General features: G+C 42.7%; 14 protein-coding genes. 5 read left to right on the top strand and 9 right to left on the bottom strand.

The window, feature by feature from the left end; all coding sequences use genetic code 11:
• Window positions 1-41: 41 nt before the first annotated feature.
• The 4 genes from IJI01_RS08525 to IJI01_RS08510 form a co-directional block, all read right to left on the bottom strand.
• The gene (locus tag IJI01_RS08525) at window positions 42-1,460 is read right to left on the bottom strand and encodes a WecB/TagA/CpsF family glycosyltransferase (RefSeq protein WP_292188734.1); all 1,419 of its coding nucleotides are present in this window, start codon (window positions 1,458-1,460) and stop codon (window positions 42-44) included.
• A complete protein-coding gene (locus IJI01_RS08520; protein ID WP_292188731.1) occupies window positions 1,460-2,557 on the bottom strand; it encodes a radical SAM protein in 1,098 nt (365 codons plus the stop codon). The genes IJI01_RS08525 and IJI01_RS08520 overlap by 1 nt, the downstream gene beginning before the upstream one ends.
• A 728-nt stretch (window positions 2,558-3,285) precedes the next feature.
• Window positions 3,286-5,454 carry a LicD family protein gene (locus IJI01_RS08515; protein WP_292188728.1) on the bottom strand — a complete coding sequence of 723 codons (2,169 nt, stop codon included), beginning with the start codon at window positions 5,452-5,454 and terminating at the stop codon, window positions 3,286-3,288.
• Complete coding sequence (locus IJI01_RS08510) at window positions 5,433-6,158, bottom strand: ribulose-phosphate 3-epimerase (RefSeq protein ID WP_292188725.1); 726 nt, start codon at window positions 6,156-6,158, stop codon at window positions 5,433-5,435. Before IJI01_RS08510 ends, IJI01_RS08515 begins: the two co-directional genes overlap by 22 nt.
• 165 nt (window positions 6,159-6,323) lie before the next feature.
• Here IJI01_RS08510 and IJI01_RS08505 point away from each other — a divergent pair, with 165 nt between their 5' ends.
• From IJI01_RS08505 to IJI01_RS08490, 4 genes are all read left to right on the top strand, one after another.
• Entirely contained in the window at window positions 6,324-7,235 is a 912-nt protein-coding gene (locus IJI01_RS08505; protein WP_292188722.1) for a LicD family protein, read from the top strand.
• 193 nt (window positions 7,236-7,428) lie between these two features.
• Entirely contained in the window at window positions 7,429-7,929 is a 501-nt protein-coding gene (locus IJI01_RS08500; RefSeq protein ID WP_292188719.1) for a hypothetical protein, read from the top strand.
• A gap of 57 nt (window positions 7,930-7,986) precedes the next feature.
• Window positions 7,987-9,630 (top strand): glycosyltransferase family 39 protein, encoded by a 1,644-nt coding sequence (locus IJI01_RS08495; RefSeq protein WP_292188716.1) that lies wholly within the window; start codon window positions 7,987-7,989, stop codon window positions 9,628-9,630.
• 30 nt (window positions 9,631-9,660) lie between these two features.
• A complete protein-coding gene (locus IJI01_RS08490) occupies window positions 9,661-11,256 on the top strand; it encodes an ArnT family glycosyltransferase (RefSeq protein ID WP_292188713.1) in 1,596 nt (531 codons plus the stop codon).
• On the opposite strand, the gene IJI01_RS08485 is transcribed toward IJI01_RS08490, so the two are convergent.
• Genes IJI01_RS08485 through IJI01_RS08465 form a run of 5 tightly spaced genes read right to left on the bottom strand, consistent with a single transcriptional unit; the run spans window position 11,244 to window position 18,152 of the window.
• Complete coding sequence (locus IJI01_RS08485) at window positions 11,244-12,902, bottom strand: hypothetical protein (RefSeq protein ID WP_292188710.1); 1,659 nt, start codon at window positions 12,900-12,902, stop codon at window positions 11,244-11,246. The two genes, IJI01_RS08490 and IJI01_RS08485, sit on opposite strands and share 13 nt — an antisense overlap.
• 36 nt (window positions 12,903-12,938) lie before the next feature.
• On the bottom strand, window positions 12,939-14,885 hold the full coding sequence (locus IJI01_RS08480) for a LicD family protein (protein ID WP_292188708.1): 1,947 nt from the start codon (window positions 14,883-14,885) through the stop codon (window positions 12,939-12,941).
• A 27-nt stretch (window positions 14,886-14,912) separates the two neighbouring features.
• Entirely contained in the window at window positions 14,913-16,064 is a 1,152-nt protein-coding gene (locus IJI01_RS08475) for a CgeB family protein (RefSeq protein WP_292188706.1), read from the bottom strand.
• A gap of 25 nt (window positions 16,065-16,089) precedes the next feature.
• Complete coding sequence (locus IJI01_RS08470) at window positions 16,090-17,094, bottom strand: glycosyltransferase family 2 protein (protein ID WP_292188703.1); 1,005 nt, start codon at window positions 17,092-17,094, stop codon at window positions 16,090-16,092.
• 14 nt (window positions 17,095-17,108) lie between these two features.
• Entirely contained in the window at window positions 17,109-18,152 is a 1,044-nt protein-coding gene (locus IJI01_RS08465) for a GT-D fold domain-containing glycosyltransferase (protein WP_292188700.1), read from the bottom strand.
• 161 nt (window positions 18,153-18,313) lie between these two features.
• Here IJI01_RS08465 and IJI01_RS08460 point away from each other — a divergent pair, with 161 nt between their 5' ends.
• Complete coding sequence (locus IJI01_RS08460) at window positions 18,314-19,267, top strand: hypothetical protein (RefSeq protein ID WP_292188697.1); 954 nt, start codon at window positions 18,314-18,316, stop codon at window positions 19,265-19,267.
• The last annotated feature ends 25 nt before the right edge of the window (window positions 19,268-19,292 follow it).

The raw sequence follows: 19,292 nt of genomic DNA, 5'->3' as shown, positions 1-19,292 counted from the left end.
TGTCTTTTCCCCATTAAAAATCCCAACACAACGATGATAGATTACCTGAATTTTTCCCAAAACATGTAATACATGTACTTACCATTGGTCACGACATATCTCTTAACAAGACGTCCTGGATCCTGGAACAATCTGTAGAGCCATTCAAGGCCAAAGTTCTGAATCCACTTAGGCGCCCTCTTAATAGTACCTGCGTGGAAATCAAAGCCAGCTCCAACTCCCATCATTACGCCGTGAATAAGTCCCTTGTGGGCCTGCATCCACTTCTCCTGCTTGGGTGCGCCAAGGCCGATCCATACAATGTCTGCCCCCGCAGCATTGATCATCTCTATATCTGCCTTGTCCTCCTCCTCAGAAAGAGGTCTGAATGGTGGTGAATACATTCCTTTTATAACTATTCCAGGATATTTCTTCTCAAGGTTAACCTTGAGCGCATCCAGTGTTTCCTGGGATGCTCCGTAGAAGAAATGTGAAAGCTGTCCATCAGCTGTGTTCCTGAACATATGCTCCATAAAATCAGGTCCTGCAACTCTCTCTGAGAGCTCATGGCCCATCTTCTGCTGGAACTGAGCAATTGGATTGCCATCAGGGAAAGTAAAAGCCGCTCCGTTTAAAACTCTTCTGTAATCCTGGTTCTCTTTACCCATAACAGAAGTATGAACGTTTGAAAAACAGATATACTCTCCTGAAAGCTCGTGAATATGGCGGATCACATGAAGCACCGCCTCCTCAGTTCTGGCTACAGCATAGTGAATACCAAAAAGATCACAGTGCTCGCCTCTTACTGCTACAGGGATAGAAGCATAATCATTGATATCGCTGACAATTCCACTTCTAACTGCGTAGCCAAGACTATCAAGAGAAACATAAGGATGAATTCCTTCTTTTTCAAGGATTGCTGCGACTCTATTAGTCTCTGCATCGTCAGCTCCTTCTGCATGGATAAGGGCTCTTGTGTACTTACCGCCAGCAAGCAGCTCTTTTACCCCGTTCTCATCTGGGAAAGGAGCTCGTAGTTCAAGCGCCACATCAGCATTGTTGCCATACTTGTTAATGTAATGGCGCTTAAAGAGCATTCTGAAAATACACTCATAAATTGCATCCATCAGCACTATCGCCGGGATTACAAATCTTGATGAATTCGTAGCCTGCTGAATAACATAGAGATAAATGATCATTGCTATGAACAGGAAAATGCGTCCCTTGATAACAGAAAAGGCATTCTGAATCTTGTCCATTGACATGATAGAAGCTCTTCTGGCGTCATAGCCCATGAAGATAATCGCCTGAACCAACACAAGGAATACCAGAAGCGACACATAAAGACCATCATAAAATGTAGTCCAGGTGTGGAATATTCTGGTGTACCTGACAATGAGCGCAGTAAAGAAACCCAGCACCAGTGCCAGTTCATCTATTACGAATAATTTTTTCTTGGAAATTCTCTTACCTGTGCTCATCACTTTTTAAGTCCGTCATTAGCTACAGCACACATATCACAGGTGCTGCACTTATCCAATTCTTCCTTGGTAACCTTGCCATCGCGAAGGTCTCTTACTATCTTGTTCTCATACATTGAGTACGGCTTCTTCATGAAAAGAGCCTTGAACTTGTGGCGGATAACCCACCATGCTGGAACCCAGATATACTTATGCATTGCTGGTGAAACTGATCCGATCATCCAACAGTCTCTGTCGCAATGTCTGACTACGTTTCTGACTCTGTCAGCCTGTTCTGAATTCCACAGTTCATCCCAGCTCTGAGTATTGAGGTTACCCATAACCTCTTTGTCCTTGGTTCCATTACATGGCATAACATCGCCATATGGATCAATAAAGAATGTATCAAAACTCATATCACATGGAAGAAGTCTCTTCTGTCCATAGATGTAGTTGATAAGTCCATGGTTGAAATATGCTCTGAACCATTTCTTGGGGCTCTTGGATTTAAGAAGCATGTTAATGAGCTCTTCGAAATGCTCAGCAACCATCTGTCTGTCGTGGATAATGTTCTTGGCCTCTACGAAATAAAAGCTATTGTGGAGTGAAGCTGTCGCAAACTCCATATCAAGCTCATCAGAAAGCTTGTACAGTTCGCACAGGTCAGGAGCATTTCTATCCTGAACTGTCATACCAAAGCCAACATCCTTAAGTCCCATCTCTCTGAGCTTCTTCAGAGTTGTGTAGCCTCTGTTGAAGCCATCAGGAAGGCCTCTGATTTCATTATTAGTCTGCTCAAGACCTTCGATGGAAATTCTGATACCAACATCAGGGAACTCCTTGCAAAGGTCAATGATCTTGTCTGTAAAGAATCCGTTAGTAGAAATAACGATTCTATCACTCTTCTTACGAAGCTCTCTTACGATATCCTTGATATCTTCGCGAATAAATGGCTCACCGCCTGTGATGTTAGTAAAGTACATCTCAGGGAGCTTCTTAATTGTCTCTATTGAAATCTCATCCTTTGGATCAGATGGTGCCTTATATCTGTTGCACATGTTGCAACGTGCATTACATCTGTAGGTGACGATTACTGTTCCGTTTAATTTCTTAGGCATTTCTTTTCTCCATATTAATTACAATTGCCCGCAGCTATAGCATACAGGCAGATCATGCATGCGAACATGCACACCCAGAGTAATTATATAGCATACGGGCGAAGTTCTCAATTATCTTATGTATATTGATAAATGGGGATGTTGGATTGGAGATGCAGGATCAATTCTAATTTGCGGCTGTGGAGGGGGTATTGTTACAGCTGCAGGGAAGTTTTTGTGGCGTGGAGGGTGCAGTTCGGCATATTGTCTATCATATTGCATTTTATAGTGCATTTTTACGTCTGTTTTTCGCAGAAGCGTTTTGCAGCGGTAGCCTGATTTTTTTCTTACGGCTGTATATTAAAAAAGTGAGTTCTAGCAGTAAGAATTCACTTTTGAAATTTGATTCAAGTCAAAAATTCTTCTTAGTTTGAGCCTTTTTTACTCTCATTTAAAAGATTTCTCGATTCCAGCCGTAGGCAAGCTTCAATTTTAGCTTCAATTTTGTCCCTACCTTACTATCAAAAAAGAAAAAACAGCAATCTAGCGGTAAAGAAAAAATTGGGCTACGTTCATTTTCCAATTTCTCAGATACTAGCAGTAAATTATTCTCATAAATATGTTAAATACCTATCGTCAAACCAATACTGTAATTCTATTACCCCTGTTATCTAAATCAGCATGATTTCTACACTCCATACCACTACCACTACTATCATTATCATTGCTAATATGGTTACAATCATTGCTTAGATCTCTATATTCTCGATCATCACCGGGATTCCCTTTAGGACGCACTTTCTAACAAGAGGATCAGCATCGCCATAATAACCGCTCCACTTATCCATATAATCCAGCGAGAAGCCTGCTTCATCGTAGATGCAATTGGGAATCAAAGTGTTTCCCTCAGCATCACTTATATTTGCATTTCCATTATCTTCCGGGTTCTCAGCACTAGTCATTTCTGGCACAGAAATATTTCCTACCACCCCCTGGAACTGCTGCCACAAGCCCTCATCAATTCGCTCAAGGTCAGTTAGTATCTGCTTCTGTGGCACTATGATAGCGCAGACTCTGTCTCCTGATTCAGCAAACACTTCAAGAGATCTACGGATCTTATCAATAGATTTCTCCTTATCTCGTAATAAAAAAGCTATAGAAACATGGTAAATTATGACCTTTCTACCTGCATACTGCCCAAGGAATTTGATCCATTCATCTTCCGATTCATCTATGTCATTCTTTTCACTTGATCCGTCGTTTCCAGTATTTCCTTTATAATTTCCCGCCTCAGTGCACTTTTCCTGTGTATCTTCTCCGACCACATCCTCCATATTCAAGACCTTCTGCTCCCAGTAGCCGCGGGTCTCTTCGCCGCACATCTCGATGAGCCTGGCAACATAGAAATCTCGCATGGCACTAGACTCTACGATAACTCTGTCGGCGTTGATGACAGCTTCCTGTTCAACCAAGACAGATAGCGAAGCCCAGGCCTTATCCCCCTTCTCCTCTGGAGCATCAGCATGAAGATATGGAACATAAATAAGCTCATCCGTCATATTCTGCATATTGGCAGAATAGAAGAACTCATGAACAGTCATAAAGGTGCTGTATCCATCATAAGGAACCTGAGTCACGATGATATCAGGATGAATTCTCTCAAAATCAAATTTCTCGCAGTCCTCTACCTTTACATAATCTGGGAAAAGAGCTCTCTCATCGTGCTTCTCTCCCAGCTCGCCGTTGTAGTTGCAGTCATACCAAAAGATAGGAAGCACATGAACTTCCACACCAGGATCATCCACATACTTTTTCCACAGTGGTTCCATGGTGCTCCACCACTTTGCCTTGCATGGAAGGAATACTACTATCTTCTTATCTTCGGCACCACATGGATCAGCGTCCTTACAAGATTCATTTCCAAATCCATTGCCAGACTTATCACCAGATCCCATCTCCTGCAAAGGCTGTTTTTCAAGCGCCGCCTTCGACACCCTCAGTACATACCTCTGCACGGAACGAAGAAGTTCATTTGGATCTAGTGTATATCTATAAGGATTATGTCCGATATTCTCCTTTAGTATCGCCTCCTGTCCGGAATAAACAGGATACTCATGGATTCCGCCGCTCTTATATACGTGCAGAAAATCCCCATATTCATGGCCCAGCATTTCCTCATATCTAGCAGCAACGGTTATAGATGTATGCTCAAAAGGAAGCTCCACAGTATCCTGATACCATTCTACAGGAAAGACATGGCTTCCCCTTGAAGTATAAAATGGCATAAGTGCCACCTTGGAAGCCCCAGTGCAAGGGCACTCGCGATATATCTTCTCTACTTTTTGAAGGAGCTCATGGGCATTTCCAGGGCGCTTTCCACTTTCTACCTCGTTGAATTTCTCAACAGCCTTTTTGGCCCGGGCCAACCTGTCTTTTTCTTTTTCCTCATCTTCATACAGGCCATCCATTGGGAAAATATCCACGCCAATGGTATATGGGCAGCCAAAATACTCCCTTAAATGCTCCTGCCCGTAGTCAATAACTCCAGTGTTTACAACGCGGCCAATTACCTCTCTGTACTCAGAGTTTCGTTCAATAGTCAGAAGCTGATATCCATGAGGCAGCTCTTTTTCCGCCACTTCAAAAAAACTGTCCCAGTCCTCACGGAACATAACAATATCAAGGTCATCGTCCCATGGAATGTATCCCCCATGGCGAACTGCTCCAAGCAAGGTACCATACTCACCATACCATTTGATGTCATATTTTTCGCAAATTTGCGCAATAAAAGAAAGGACTTTCAACTGCGATGCCCAATAGCGCTTCATCATGCTCGTAATGTAAAAGCCCTCCCTGACCTCGTCCTCAAAAAAGGACTCAGGAAATATCAAATTTGTCAGCTCATGTAAGAATTGCACTTAACCTTCTTTTCTTTCTTGAGATAATCGAAATTCATCTCTCTCGTTGCAGCGATAATTTCCTTATAGGAAGCCTTCTTGCCAAACAGGAGTGTTGTACCAAGCACAAAGCCGTCAACGCCGTGGGGGGCATATTCTAAAATCCTGTCAGCTCCGCAGGCTCCATCCCAGAAAAGATCAAACTTCATCTTGGATCGAAGCTTAATCAATTGCTCTATCTTTTCACCTACATAAGGTAAAAAGACCTGGCTGGCATTGCCCGGATTTACGGCCATTACAAGAACTCTGTCAACGATTCTCAGCATCTCTTTTACTGTCTCAACGCTGGTTCCCGGATTGATTGCGATTCCAGGGTGCATCTTGGCATCAACAATCTTCTGAAGCGTAGTCGACGGATGGTACTCAGCCTCAGGATGAATGTACACCGTATCGCCGGGACGCAGGTGAGTCAGGAAAAGATCTATGTTGCGCCTTGGGTGCTCAATCATAAGATGTACATCAAGCGGCTTTTTGCTAACTCTGGCAATATAAGCCATGTCATAGAGGGACATTGCAAAGTTATCAACGTAACGTCCATCCATGATATCAATATGAAAAGAGTCAATTCCAGCCTCTTCAAGCTCCTTGACCTCTCGTTCCAGATTTCCATAGTCCGCACACATCATCGATGCGCTCAAAATAAAGTCCTTTTTCGCACCAGCCATAGCTTTGATCCCCTCGTGTCAAACACCATGCCAAAAATGCAGTAATATCGCATTCTTGAATAATAAACGCAAGATTATATAATAATATTATGTTATTATGTATATTTTATCATATTTAGCGAAATTGTGATAACTGCAAGACAATAGTTAAGCGAGGAAAAGAGAATGCAGATACCGGAAAGCTTCTTCCAAACTGAAACAAGGCTTGATTTCGAAGTGTCAGAGACCATGAAAAGGGCCTGGGGCATACAGCTGACAGTGCTGGATAAGGTTCTGGCTATAGCTGAGCACAACCACATCAAGGTTTGGCTTGACTACGGCTCACTTCTTGGGGCCGTTCGCCACAAGGGCTATATTCCGTGGGATGACGACATCGATATCTGCGTAATGAGAAAGGACTACCTGATTCTTTTGATGGCGCTTCAGAGAGAGCTTCCCGATTATTACATGGTCAGAAGCCTCTACACTACACCTGGCTATACTCAGCCCAAGGCTTTCATTTCCAACAGAGAGCATGTGGATTCAGGAATTGATCCAGCGGAAAAAGAGCTTACGGATATCTTCTTTGGTCTTCCTTATGTTGCGGGAGTTGACCTCTATCCTCTTGACTACGTTCCAAGAGATTCTGAACAGGCTAACCTTATCCGGAATATCTATATCGCTGTCTACGACCTTGCAATGAACTGCGAGCAGTACAAAAAATCCGGTGAGTTCGAGGGGTACGCTACCCAGATTGAAGAACTTCTAAATGTCACTGTCCCAAGAGATGACAGCTCGGCATCTGCCCTATGGAAGCTGACTGATGGCATAGCAACGATGACCAAGAAAAAAGAAAGTGACTCTGTCCTGTGGTATCCCGACTGGGCCATGAGACAAAATGACATGAGGCGCCCTCTGTCTGCCTATACCAACACAGCCATAGTAGATTTCGAGATGCTGAAGGCCCCTATTCCAGAGGGCTATGACCAGGTTCTGACTTTGTGCTATGGTCCTGACTACATGACTCCCCTTCGCCAGAATAGCACTCATGACTATCCGTTCTACAAAGAACAACAAGAATGGATTGACATGCACTAAATTGTGATATACTCAATATTGATAATATTTAGATGAACTATTCTGATAAAAAGCCAGGTATTTACCCACAATGAAAAAACACACACTAGTTATCTGCAGCTTAATAGTAATAATTCAGTTATTCATTTGTCTTTTCACATACTTCCGCTACGCCGGGAAGGAGCCAGAAACTCTCACCCTTGATAAGTTTTATTTGAAAAAGGATGGAACCGAGATGGTGTACCTTGACTCCTCCTATGATGCGGATGCCAGAACTCTAACCACAGATTCTTTTACCCTTAACAAGGGTTCCTATACTGTAACCGTAGGCTATGAGTGCAACCTCAATGCCGATGCCATCTATGGCACTTCAGCCCGCGTGTACAGCACTCATAAAGATATTTCTATCAGCCCGATGAAAGGAGAGGTTCTCCTTCCTTCTACCACAGGCCAGGTTTCCTTTGATATTTATAGCCCATACGACGACAGCCCTTCCACCCTTGAAATCGGGCTTATCAGTAACGGCGTCTTTTTGGACGATGCAAACGGCACCAGGTATATTCTGGTAAAAGATGCACAGATCACGTCCAATCCGTCTAAGACTGCAAGGCACGTCGCAGGGCGGATGCTACTGATCTGGGTTATTCTGGATCTGTCATCCACAATCATGATCATGGTTCCAATAACCAGCAAACATAAAGAACAACAACTTTAAATTTCCATTTAGAAATAATCACTATAGAAATCCATCAGATCACAAGAGTGTAATCCTATGAACAACGCGCGTAACATCCTCAGCACAATAATTGAAAAGATATCCCTGGTCCTGGCATTTGCGGCGCTGGGCCTTTTGACATACCTTGTTACCGGCCCTGTTGAGCATGTAAACCTAATGACCTATGAAGATATGCCGGTATTATATTTATGGAATCCGCCTCTCAAAATTCTATTTGTAGTCCTTCTTGCAATACTCACTGCAGGCATGACAATTGCACTACATAAATTGCAATCTACTAATAAGTGCCACAACTACACAGCCCCAAGCCATACCAACAAAGAAAATTCACCAACCAATGCCTGTACAAATAATACTAGTCCAAATAGAAACCTTCTCATCACTACCCTGACTCTCCTTCCACCCGCAATCTTCGGAATCTGGTGGGTTCTGGTGGATGAATTTCCAGTAGCTGGCGATGCCAGAGCAGTTGCAGATATGGCCAAAGCAATAGCCTATGGCACCGACACTTCAGAATACATCGACTATATAAATACCTTTGCTAACCAAAGAGGAATCGTTATATTAGAAGCTCTCTTTTACAAAGTATTTAATGACAATGCCTACATTATCTTAAGGTTCCTTAACCTTGCTATGATACTTGCTACAATTCAGGCACTGTCGCTTATAGCTGGCGAAATCTGGCAGGATGAGAAAATTACTATCCTTACTAGAATTCTCCTATCTCTTTTTGTTCCGTTTGTACTGTTTGCAAACCTTGTATATGGTACTGTTCCATCTATCTGCCTCTTAGTTCTGGGCTTTTTATTTGCACTGAAGCTCTGCCGAAAAAACCGGGTGGCAGATGCTATTTTCACAGTGCTATCCTTTACTTTGGCCATGTACATTTATCAGGGAGCCATGATTGCGGTACTTGCTACGATCATCTACCTTCTTTTTATGGACAAAAAAGTTCCTTCAAAAAAGCTCCTTATTACCGCAATACTGCTAGTTCTCTCTATGCTCTTTACTGGCAAGATTGCTAATTTCCTCTTTAGCTTTGTTACGGGCCTTGAGCTTGGCGGCGGAATGCCTGCTATCGCCTGGATTTACATGGGACTATCCGCTGGAGATGGCGTAAACGGCGCTGGAAGCTACAATGATTCACATTCCATGGCTTGGCAGCTCAATAATTTCGATACCGCCAGCACTTCTAGCTACTGCAAGAGCAGAACTATAGAAATCATCGGCGAATACTTAACCGGCAAGCGTCCACTTCTTTTTTTCTATGAAAAGACAAGGTGCCAGTGGACCAACTCCATGTTTGATTCCACGCAGATGACTCAGTTTCCTTCCTATGAAAACTTCGTTTTAACAGATAGCTACAGGCACCTCCTTAGTGGTAAAATAATGCAGACAATCATCCTCTATGCGGATATTTTCCAGATGATGGTCTACCTTCTTGCATTCCTATGGGTGTTAAGAACCCTTTTCAAAAAAGATATGCCTAATAAGGCTGCCCTTTTAGTAATCTTCTTTGTTGGTGGATTTCTTTTCCAGCTCATGTGGGAACAGAAGGCAAGATACTGCATGACATATTTTATGGTACTCATACCGCTTGCAGCCTGTGAGCTTACGCAGCTGGCAACCGCAATTACCGCCGGTCTCAAGAAACTAACAATAAGAAAAAGCGAAAAGTAATATTTTAAACAAGACAGGGACAAACACAAAATGAATTTCAAGAACAAAACTGCTGAAGAAAAAGCAAAACTTTATAAAATCGCGATTATCCTGGTGCTCCTACTTGGAGTCGCAGTTAAATGCATTAAATTCGGAGTTCTCATGGATCAGACACAGTCCGACGAGATGGGCTGTGGCTACGATGCATACTGTCTCCTTCACTACGGAACTGACAGATATGGCTACTCATGGCCAGTTTATTTCATCAACTACGGAGGCGGACAGAACGCGCTGTACACCTATGTTTGCGTACTGACAATCAAGTTTCTGGGGTATTCTAAATTTGCAATAAGACTTCCAGCTCTTTTATTCAGTATAATGGGCGGAATTGTTGGAACACTTTTAACAGGGCAGCTCACCAAGGATGATGATAAAAAGCCCAAGGCAATGCTTCTTTTCGCGATTCTCTATGCCATAGCGCCATACACCTTCATGGCTTCCAGATTTGCCCTTGAGAGTAACCTCATGTTCAGCTGCAGTACAGTATTCCTCTACTTCCTGGTCAGAGCACATAGGGAAAAGAAAAATCTCTTTTACCTGCTCGCAGGACTATTTGCAGGAATCACGCTTTATACCTACGCTATAGCCTATATCGTTCTGCCTGTAATGCTTCTTTTGGCCATCATTTACATGGTCAGAACCAGGCAGATAAGCTTCCTGAATGTCATCCTGTTTGTGATTCCGCTTGCGATACTTGCCACTCCTTTGATTCTGGTACAGTATGTCAACTACTTTGATAAAGAACAGTTCCAGCTTGGCATCTTTACCATCACCAAGTTCAGAGAATACAGATCAGGCGAGATTAGCCTTAATGACTTCTTCCCAGGAATTTTCAAGGGTTACTTTAGCGTTCTGTGCTACGATGGCCTTGGCTACAACACCAACAAGAACTTCTTTACCTTTTATCCAATGTCCATCCCGTTCTTTTTCTATGGATTCTATATCCTTGTAAAAAGAGCTATCGTCTCAATTAAAGAAAATAGCATAGATGGAAATGTACTTGTCTTTTTCTGGGTAATAGGTGAGACGCTGGCTGCAGGCCTCATGACAGAGCCCAACACCAACAGAATGAACGGACTGATCTTCCCTGTGATGTTCATGACAATCCTGGGAATATACACACTTATTGACAAATTTCCTGAGAAGTTTGTACTACCATCATGGTGCACACTGGCTGCAGTTTATGGAATCTACTTTACAATATTCCTGTATTCTTATTTCACAGTGATCGCATGGCAGAGAGTAACCACCACATCAATGTGTCCTGAAGGCTATCAGTACATTCAGGAGAATGATTTGCTCAAAGAAAAAGTGGTGGTAAGTAATATACCACCACAGTTCTTCGCTGCTACTGCCCTCCCGTCACCTGACAAGGTTGACCACGACGGCAACTATAAGGATGAAAGATACGCCTGGTTCAACACCTATGAATATCCAACACTTCGTGATTACTTCTACAATGTCGGAGGCGTAGCTCCTGTTTATCTGATCTATAACCCTACTGACGACGATAAGGCCGTTATGGAAGAATGCGGAGCCAAAACTGAACGCTTTGGCTACAGCTTCTACCTGTTTTACTGGGAATGACGTCTTCTGACTGATCTGACAACCGCATAAACAATAAGACTAAGGGCAGCCACCAGGCTAATTATGTAACTTGCGATCTGGATGGCTGTCTTTCTATATGTCACGAGAACGTGGATAATATCGCCCTCGTAGACATCAGGTAGGAAAACCCTCAGATGTCCGTTGGCATTCTCAGCCTTCTGAGTCGGAAGCTCGCTTGTGATGTTGCCTTCACCATCCAAAACATATGCCTTGTAGCCATAGTAGTAAATATATGGCATGTCGTAATACTCATGGCCGGAAACCAGGTATACGTCAAAAGACTTACCGTTATCATGCTTGGTTCCATCGGCACCTGAGCCATCCGGGGCATGAGCTGTGTTGGGTTCTGTACAGTTATCTGGCCAGGTTTCCACAGGAAGCCACTCCATTCCTGCACTAATTCCCCTGTGCTCGTACAGCATAGTATATTCGAGCTCTTCATCGATTGGAGTTCTCTCAAAGCCTGTATATCTCACAATGTACCTGCTAGTCACAAGTCCAAAGACAAGAACAAGCAGCGCTCCAGCTACAGTAAGGAACCTGTTATCTATCTCTTTTCCCTTCAGAATAAATCCGCCAATATAAGTAATCTCAATGATCATAATCGCAGCAAGCGAATAAATAAAACGCTCAGAGGACTGGAAAAAGCTGAGTTTGTCGCCAATTCCACTCTCCCAGAAGCTGTTGGATACTATGAGCCATGTGTATATCAGCACAATCGCAAGAAGCTTGTTGATGATGAGGCTCGTTTTCTTTTGCCAGATACAATAGACAAGGTAAAAGAGAAGTGCCACAGCAAAGAAACTTACAACCACAAGTCCAACATTTGCCACAACTTCCTTGAACCTAAGAACATTTTCCTCTGCGTCGTAGATGTTGGCGTAGAAAACCTTAAACTTCTGATGATATATCTGCTCAAAAGCCGGAAGCCAGTAAAAAGAAGTCAGCACCATAGGCACAAGGCTGTAAACAGCAAAGTTCCTAAAAGCTTTTCCTCTAAACAGCTGCCTTAGATTAAAAAGAACTATCAAAACCATGGCAAAAATGAGAGTCAGGAACATAAGCGGATGTGTCAGAAGTGCTCCCACGATGCCTATTGCATAGATCAGCCCGCCATCCTTTTCCTCAAGGATTAGCAAAAGACCTACCAGTGTAACTATCAGGAAAATGTGGGAACCCCAGCGTCCAACGCCGCCTTCCTCATAAAGGGCATACCAAAAAGCCTCAACTGAGTAGTACAGAAGAGTTCCTGTAAATGCCACCAGTTTGTTGTCGCTTAGCTTGTAAAGTGAAATGTAGCACAGACACAGACCTGTCAGAATCATCAGAACGATCATGGTTTTGACAGAGACTGCAAGTGGTATACCTGCAAGCCTCATAACTGCTGGAAGATATAAAAAGAAATCCGGATAAAAGAAACCTTCACCGTATCCAAAGGTGTGCACCAAAACCGGACGTATCTTGGCAGGAAAAATACCATTCTTAAGTGAATCAGTAAGACTATATATTCTGGATAAATGGTAACCAAACTCGATTGTCTTGGTGTATCCATCCCCAAATGAAACAAAGCAAATGGCGATTCCAAAAAGCATCAGAATCCCAACAAATAGTGCATCTTTTTTCATGTCATCCCTCTTTATACAAATTATGATAATTCACTATTATACAGAATAATCCGCGATCATTACAGGCTTTTTCTGCATCACAAATTCCTGGACTATAGGAAGTGAACTGCCATAATATGCATCAAAGCTTCCAGCTAACGCAGATATTGCGGAATATGTAGGGCTAATACCATCGACGATTTCGATGCCACTTTCTGATGCAAGATTTATGACTGTTTTGCAAAACTCATTATAATCAGCTGAGTAAAAAGCATTATTTACATCGGCAAATTTGGCATCATAACTTGGGTACAGGTATATTGTCGCCTGTACCTTTTCCTTATTTTCTGTAAAGATAGCTATACGAGAACTGATAACCTCTTTAAAATTCTCTTTATATTCATAATACTCATACGATGAAATTCCATAGAGAATTCTTTTTCTCTTGCTATTGTTACCATCTGCAACATTACCATGTTTACTGACAATCTTCTTTTCCCAATATCCCCTGTCTGTACCAGCACAAAACTCAACTAATTTATCCACATAGTGACTTTTGATATTCTCCGACTGCACAATCACTTTATCTGCATAAATTACCCCAGGCATCGTCACATAGAAATTCATCCCCAGCATATCCGGTTTATCTTCGTCTGAAAACTCTCCAACCGGGCCAAGGGGAATATATATAAGCTCCTCAGTGAAAAGACGCAGATTATCCGCATAGTAATATGGCGGAACTGTGAGCACTGGATTGTGGGCATCGTAAGGACTCTGAATATAGATTCTCTCTGGCTTATGCTCCTGAAGATCATAATCAGTAAAGCCTGTAAGGCACACGTGATCTGTATTTACGCCTGCTGCCTCCAGCTCATTTATGATATTCACATAGTCCTCAAAATGCTCCGCTTCAAGGATTTCCTCATCACTTGCGCTTATCTGTCCATAAATATCCCTTTGCATCAACGGAAGTGGAACCACATACACCTCCGTATCAGAAATAGCACATTCTTTTACGAAGTAAGACTCAAGACTCTTCCATTCGCGCGGACCTATCGGCAGGAAGAGGACTTCGCGACCTGTAGCCTGGGAAGGCCTATCCAGCATTCCCTTTTCGAATGTGAATCTCGGCAACGCTGTTCCAGTCTCTTTTTCAAAAATTTTTCTCTGGCCTTCAAAGGATGGATAATCATGACCAGCTACGCCCTTGAAAACTTTATTGTAGTCACCATAGCGCCTGGACAGCACCTTGTTATACTGCGAAGGCACTGGAATAAACGTATCCTCAAATGGAAGATACGTAATCTCCTGGTAGAATTCTTTATCTTCGCCAGGTACGCCCTTAAGCCCCCATGGAAAGAGCTGACACACCTGGTCGCTCTCCTCGGGAGGCACTTCTGACATCCTCTCCTCAGCTTTCTTATACAGAGCTATAGCCTTCTGCCTTGCGCTATCTGCCTCTGCTCCGGCATACTTGCCACTGCTAAGCTTATTAATGATACTCTCTGCCTCAGCAAGGATGTGCATTATCTCATCGCACCTTTTCTTTTCCTGATCGGGATCTCTATATAGATAGTCCTTGATAAAAATATCCACCCCAGAAAGCCATGGGAAATTGTAGTTATCTTTTAGATAATTCTCATCAAAACAAATATGATGGTTGTTCACCACTCTGGACAAAAAGAGCCAGTGATCCTTGTGTCTTTCATAGTCATGAATGCAATAATTATCTGGAAACTCAGCATCACAAACCGCTCTGAACTTCACATAATCGTCTCTTAGCATACAGATATCAAGATCATCATCCCAGGGCACAAAGCCTCCGTGGCGTACAGCTCCCAGAAAGCTTCCCCAATCAGCAAAGTACCTGATATCGTGTCTCTTACATATCCTGTCAATTTCTGCGAGCACGTCAAGTTCAGCGGCCCAAGACTGCTTGACCGCTGTCGGAATATAGAAACCATTTCTAATTTCGTCCCTAAAAAAATCTATGCCGTGTCGCATTTCGTATCAAAACCACCCATCCAGTAGTTACCTACTCAGAAGTTCCTCTATTCTGTCCTCATACCTGAAAGCTTCTTCAATCCTGGCCCGCCCAGCATTAGCTATCTGCTGTCTGAGATCATCATGCGCCAGATAGAAATCCGCCTTGGCTATGGCATCCTCAAGAGACGTGTACATCACGCACTCCTCACCATCAAGGAAATACTCGTAGAGCTCGCTCTGATAGCTTGATAAAAGAAATCCTCCGCAGCCCATTACATCCAGCGCCCTAAGTGGGATTCCAGACTTATTTGCCTTAAGCACTGGGCACAGGTTAATTTTGCTTGCGGAAAAGACCTGTGGCATCTCACTAAGATAATCAACAGAGCCGCAGAATTCCACGCTTTCCAGTATTCTCTTTTCATCCTCCGATAGTTCAAAGGTGTAGAGCTTTACCTGATGTCTTTTGCCAAGAATAGAAAGAAGCGTCATTCTCTCTAGGTGCGTCACATGAGAAGCCACGGCCCAGGCCAGCTCCTTCTGGGATACCTGGATTGCCTTGTCAGAAAGGCTCTTATAGCGCTTCCTCACACTTTCTGTGAATTCTTCAGTTATCACATCATCGATGATATATCCGCCATAGAGCTGCAGCTGAATCTTGATAATTCCGTCAATGAAGCCCTTCTGATAATCATCCATGTGGCTCATTAGCGCCGGAAGCATGGATTCATACAGCCTTCCAACAAAAGAAATCTCGCCGCCGAATTTACCTTCATCCACCGCGACTTTACTGAGCCTGTCAACATTTACTGCCAGTGGCAGATAATACACGTTATCGAGGCCCATAGCCTTGTACTTCTCATAGTCAGCCCTTGCAAAGAAATAGATTCTGTTGCACTCATACTCCATACACTCAGCCGTAGGCAGATTGGGCGGTGAGTCAAAAAACCATGAAACATACTTAATGTCTTTTGCCTTGCAGACCTTAGACACCACCGGCCAGAAATTGGTCGTCAGAACCAGATCGTAATGGCCACTTTTTAGGTCTCTTTCCATGCGTGTTTTAAAAGACTCATCATTATACCTGTCAAACTGCTGCCTGTAGAGCACATTTGTGCAATGATGTCCCATCTTCTCCAGATAGTACACCAGATCAGGCTGTATATATGAATTTAGGAAATCGTAGAGAAGGATGTTCAATACTATGTACTCCTTGTGTTTACCATCAGAACAGTCTGTCGCATTCTTTTATGATCATAAGGTCAAGCTCAGCAATCTTATTCCTTATATATTCATTCTCATCAAAAGGTATCTTTATAACTTCATTTCGAAGAGCCACCAGCTCTTTTACCAAGCCTTGCTCTTTCCCAGAAAGACCATCAAAGTACCTCTTCACATTTTTCTTATCCGCCCCAAGCCTTGCAATCTGGTCATAGAGACAGCGGTTAATTCCGTAAGAATAAACATTTGCCATCATAAACTCAATTGCCGCTTGGCATCCAGAATACTCCGGTCTTTCATGACATTTATCATAAGTACCCTGCATAGCCCTGTACACCGCGTCGTAGTATTTGTCCATATCCATCATCTTGGTGTTGGAACCCGCTGTATCACAGTAGTTGTAAAAAATCTCTTTTACCGTGGCAATACTCTTTGCCCGTAAAAAAGAATAAGTAAAAATCTCAAGATCCTCCAAAGCTGCCATGTTCCGCTGCATGCGAATCTTGGGTTCTTCAAAAATCTCTCTCTTAAAAATCTTGGTAACAAGGTAGCCGCCGCTGACAATCAACTTAGAGCGCTTTACGTCATCAAGGTCTCCTGCCAGATCATCACTGACCTTCAAAAGAGCTGTATCTGTAGCCTCTGCATAAAATCCCGAATCCACAATATCTGCCCCAGTCTCCATAGCCTTAGCATAGAGCTTCTCATACATAGTAGGAGCAACATAATCATCTGCATCCGCCATGCCGATGAACTCTCCGGTGGCATAATCAAGCCCTAGGCTCCTTGCGCCGCCACAGCCAAGGTTTTCCTTACTATCCACCACCACTACCTTGCCTGGAAACGCAGCCTCGCAGCGCCTGCATATATCGATGGTATCGTCCTTTGAGGCATCATTAACAACAACCACCTCGATATCCTCAAAAGTCTGGTTAACCAGACTTCCAAGGCAACGGGCCAGTGTATCATGAACGTTATATGCTGGGATTACTACGCTGACTTTTTTCACTAGAGCAGATCTCCTTAAATTCGTTTCCAAATCTGTTTCAAATAATCTGCATCATCTATGGGGCTTATAGTTCTATCCCCATAAATAATGTCAGTTGGGCAATACTTTTCTTCTATCTGCACATCCGTTATATTCACATTCCTTGTCACTGCTTCATACTGCATATCCAACATTCCAACATCAACAGCCTGGAATCCTTCTCTAAACAGATCGAAGCTTAGCACAGTTGCTGTCGGTCCTAAAGCAATCAGAACAAGTGCATCTTTATCAAACTCTTTTGCCTTTTCAAATATTTCGTCATATCTATCATAAGCATTTTCAGACGGACATATCAGGCGATGTATCTCTTTACAGTTAGAAAAAAGATCATTTCCTACCCCGAGACCAGTATTTTCACCTTCAATAAACAGGCATTTCCTTCCATCCCATAGTCTCTTGATATTCTGAAAATCTTCCATTGTTTTGGCATTTCTAAAGCAAAGCGCATCAGCATAGATTCTATCTTCATCTATAAGTTCTGCATGCTGCTTTCTAACTTCATCTGTCATATAAGCCATTATTCCCATCACATCTTCATCGCTACGGCCTATATTATTTCTATAAAAATCGGGATTGATTGCCACCAGAAAATCACCGTTGCCAGATTCCAGAACTTCTCTTAGTCTTTTTCCAAGAGAGCGATTAGCATCTTGAAAACGCCATCTCTGAACACCAGAAATAATTCCAAATTCGCCATCTCCAAATCTGGCCATCGATTTATGTTCACTGACAAGACACTCAATAGTATCATTTGTTGAAAGAACCTTGGGCCTGCAAACAGCAAGTTTAAGCTCTGGATCAGTTAGATCATATGGCAGACTGGAAATTCGTCCTTTGCACACTGCCATATCGTATTGAAGCATAAGGCTTTTTTCTTCATAATAATCTTGCTTCTTAATCTGCTCGTTTAATGCATCAATCATTTTGGATATGAGCTGATTGGTACTTTGCTGCCAGTTTCTAAGAAGCTCATTCTCTTTTTCCAGTTGTTCAATACGCTCTTCCAGATTATTATCCATTATTAGCCTCATTCCCCTGAATAGTCGCTGTTTCATGTGCGGCAAACCATCTAGCAGTCCTGTCATTATTATACACCATAATGCGTGATATTTTTGTTATAATATAGTTAACAACACATTTGTATCAGCACTTTAAACACCCATTTTGAGGATAAAAAAGCATGACCATTTATGTTCTTGCACCACAAAATCATACCAGTGGGGGTCCTGAGCTTTCTCATCAATTATGTAATGCTATAAACAGGCTAACTGACGTACCCTGTCTGATGTGCTATGTAGATATAAATGCACCTTTTGAAAAAGCTCTTGGAATCGATGTACCAGCGCCTGCTGCCTATGAAATCTATGAAACAGATCATGTAGCAAACGCCGATGAACTTGATAGTCCTGATAGTGTCATCATCTTTCCTGAAGGGCTTACTCTCAGCATGCCTTATTATCCACAAGCCAAAAAGGTTTTGTGGTGGATGAGCGTTGACAATTACGTAGTTTCTACTAAAGAATCCAATATGCCTTTCATTAAGGATAACGTATGCCTCCACTTGTATCAGTCCTATTACGCTAAAGACTATGTAGAAAAGAAAATCCCCGGTGCAAATGGTCTATATCTGTCCGATTATATAAATCAGGAGCATGGTAAATTCATCTACCCTGCCAAATTCCGTGAAAACATTGGGTTGTACAATCCTGCCAAAGGCTATGATCAAATCAAACCACTTGTCGAAAAAGCCAACTGGCTTAAATGGGTTCCCCTCACTGGTCTTGATGTTCCCCACATGGTGCTTATGATGGAGGCTGGAAAAGTCTATGTTGATTTTGGAAATCATCCAGGCAAAGACCGCATTCCAAGGGAAGCTGCTGCCGACGGTTGCTGCGTTATAACCAATAAAAAAGGGGCCGCAGCCTTTGAAGGCGACGTCCCCATTCCTGAGAAGTATAAATTTGATAATCCCGTAGAGAATCTAGATAAAATAGATGCTCTACTTCATGATATCTGTGATAACTTTGCACAGCACCAGACTAAATTTGAAAACTACAGGAAGATGATCGCTGGAGAAAAAGCAAAATTCGATGAAGATGTTATGAGCTTCATTCAACACTTATTACAATTATAGGCTGCTATAGCTCTTCATATCGTAA

This window comes from Butyrivibrio sp. (genome assembly GCF_017433805.1).
In the GTDB taxonomy this organism is placed as follows: Bacteria; Bacillota; Clostridia; order Lachnospirales; family Lachnospiraceae; genus Butyrivibrio.
This window is presented reverse-complemented; position numbering and strand designations above follow the sequence as displayed.

Excerpts from the sequence above, each read along its gene's own strand:
- IJI01_RS08510 (WP_292188725.1), bottom strand. The coding sequence starts at position 6,158 with ATGGCTGGTGCGAAAAAGGACTTTATTTTGAGCGCATCGATGATGTGT.
- IJI01_RS08520 (WP_292188731.1), bottom strand. The coding sequence starts at position 2,557 with ATGCCTAAGAAATTAAACGGAACAGTAATCGTCACCTACAGATGTAAT.
- IJI01_RS08465 (WP_292188700.1), bottom strand. The coding sequence starts at position 18,152 with ATGGATAATAATCTGGAAGAGCGTATTGAACAACTGGAAAAAGAGAAT.
- IJI01_RS08495 (WP_292188716.1), top strand. The coding sequence starts at position 7,987 with ATGAACAACGCGCGTAACATCCTCAGCACAATAATTGAAAAGATATCC.
- IJI01_RS08490 (WP_292188713.1), top strand. The coding sequence starts at position 9,661 with ATGAATTTCAAGAACAAAACTGCTGAAGAAAAAGCAAAACTTTATAAA.
- IJI01_RS08480 (WP_292188708.1), bottom strand. The coding sequence starts at position 14,885 with ATGCGACACGGCATAGATTTTTTTAGGGACGAAATTAGAAATGGTTTC.
- IJI01_RS08525 (WP_292188734.1), bottom strand. The coding sequence starts at position 1,460 with ATGAGCACAGGTAAGAGAATTTCCAAGAAAAAATTATTCGTAATAGAT.
- IJI01_RS08460 (WP_292188697.1), top strand. The coding sequence starts at position 18,314 with ATGACCATTTATGTTCTTGCACCACAAAATCATACCAGTGGGGGTCCT.
- IJI01_RS08485 (WP_292188710.1), bottom strand. The coding sequence starts at position 12,902 with ATGAAAAAAGATGCACTATTTGTTGGGATTCTGATGCTTTTTGGAATC.
- IJI01_RS08505 (WP_292188722.1), top strand. The coding sequence starts at position 6,324 with ATGCAGATACCGGAAAGCTTCTTCCAAACTGAAACAAGGCTTGATTTC.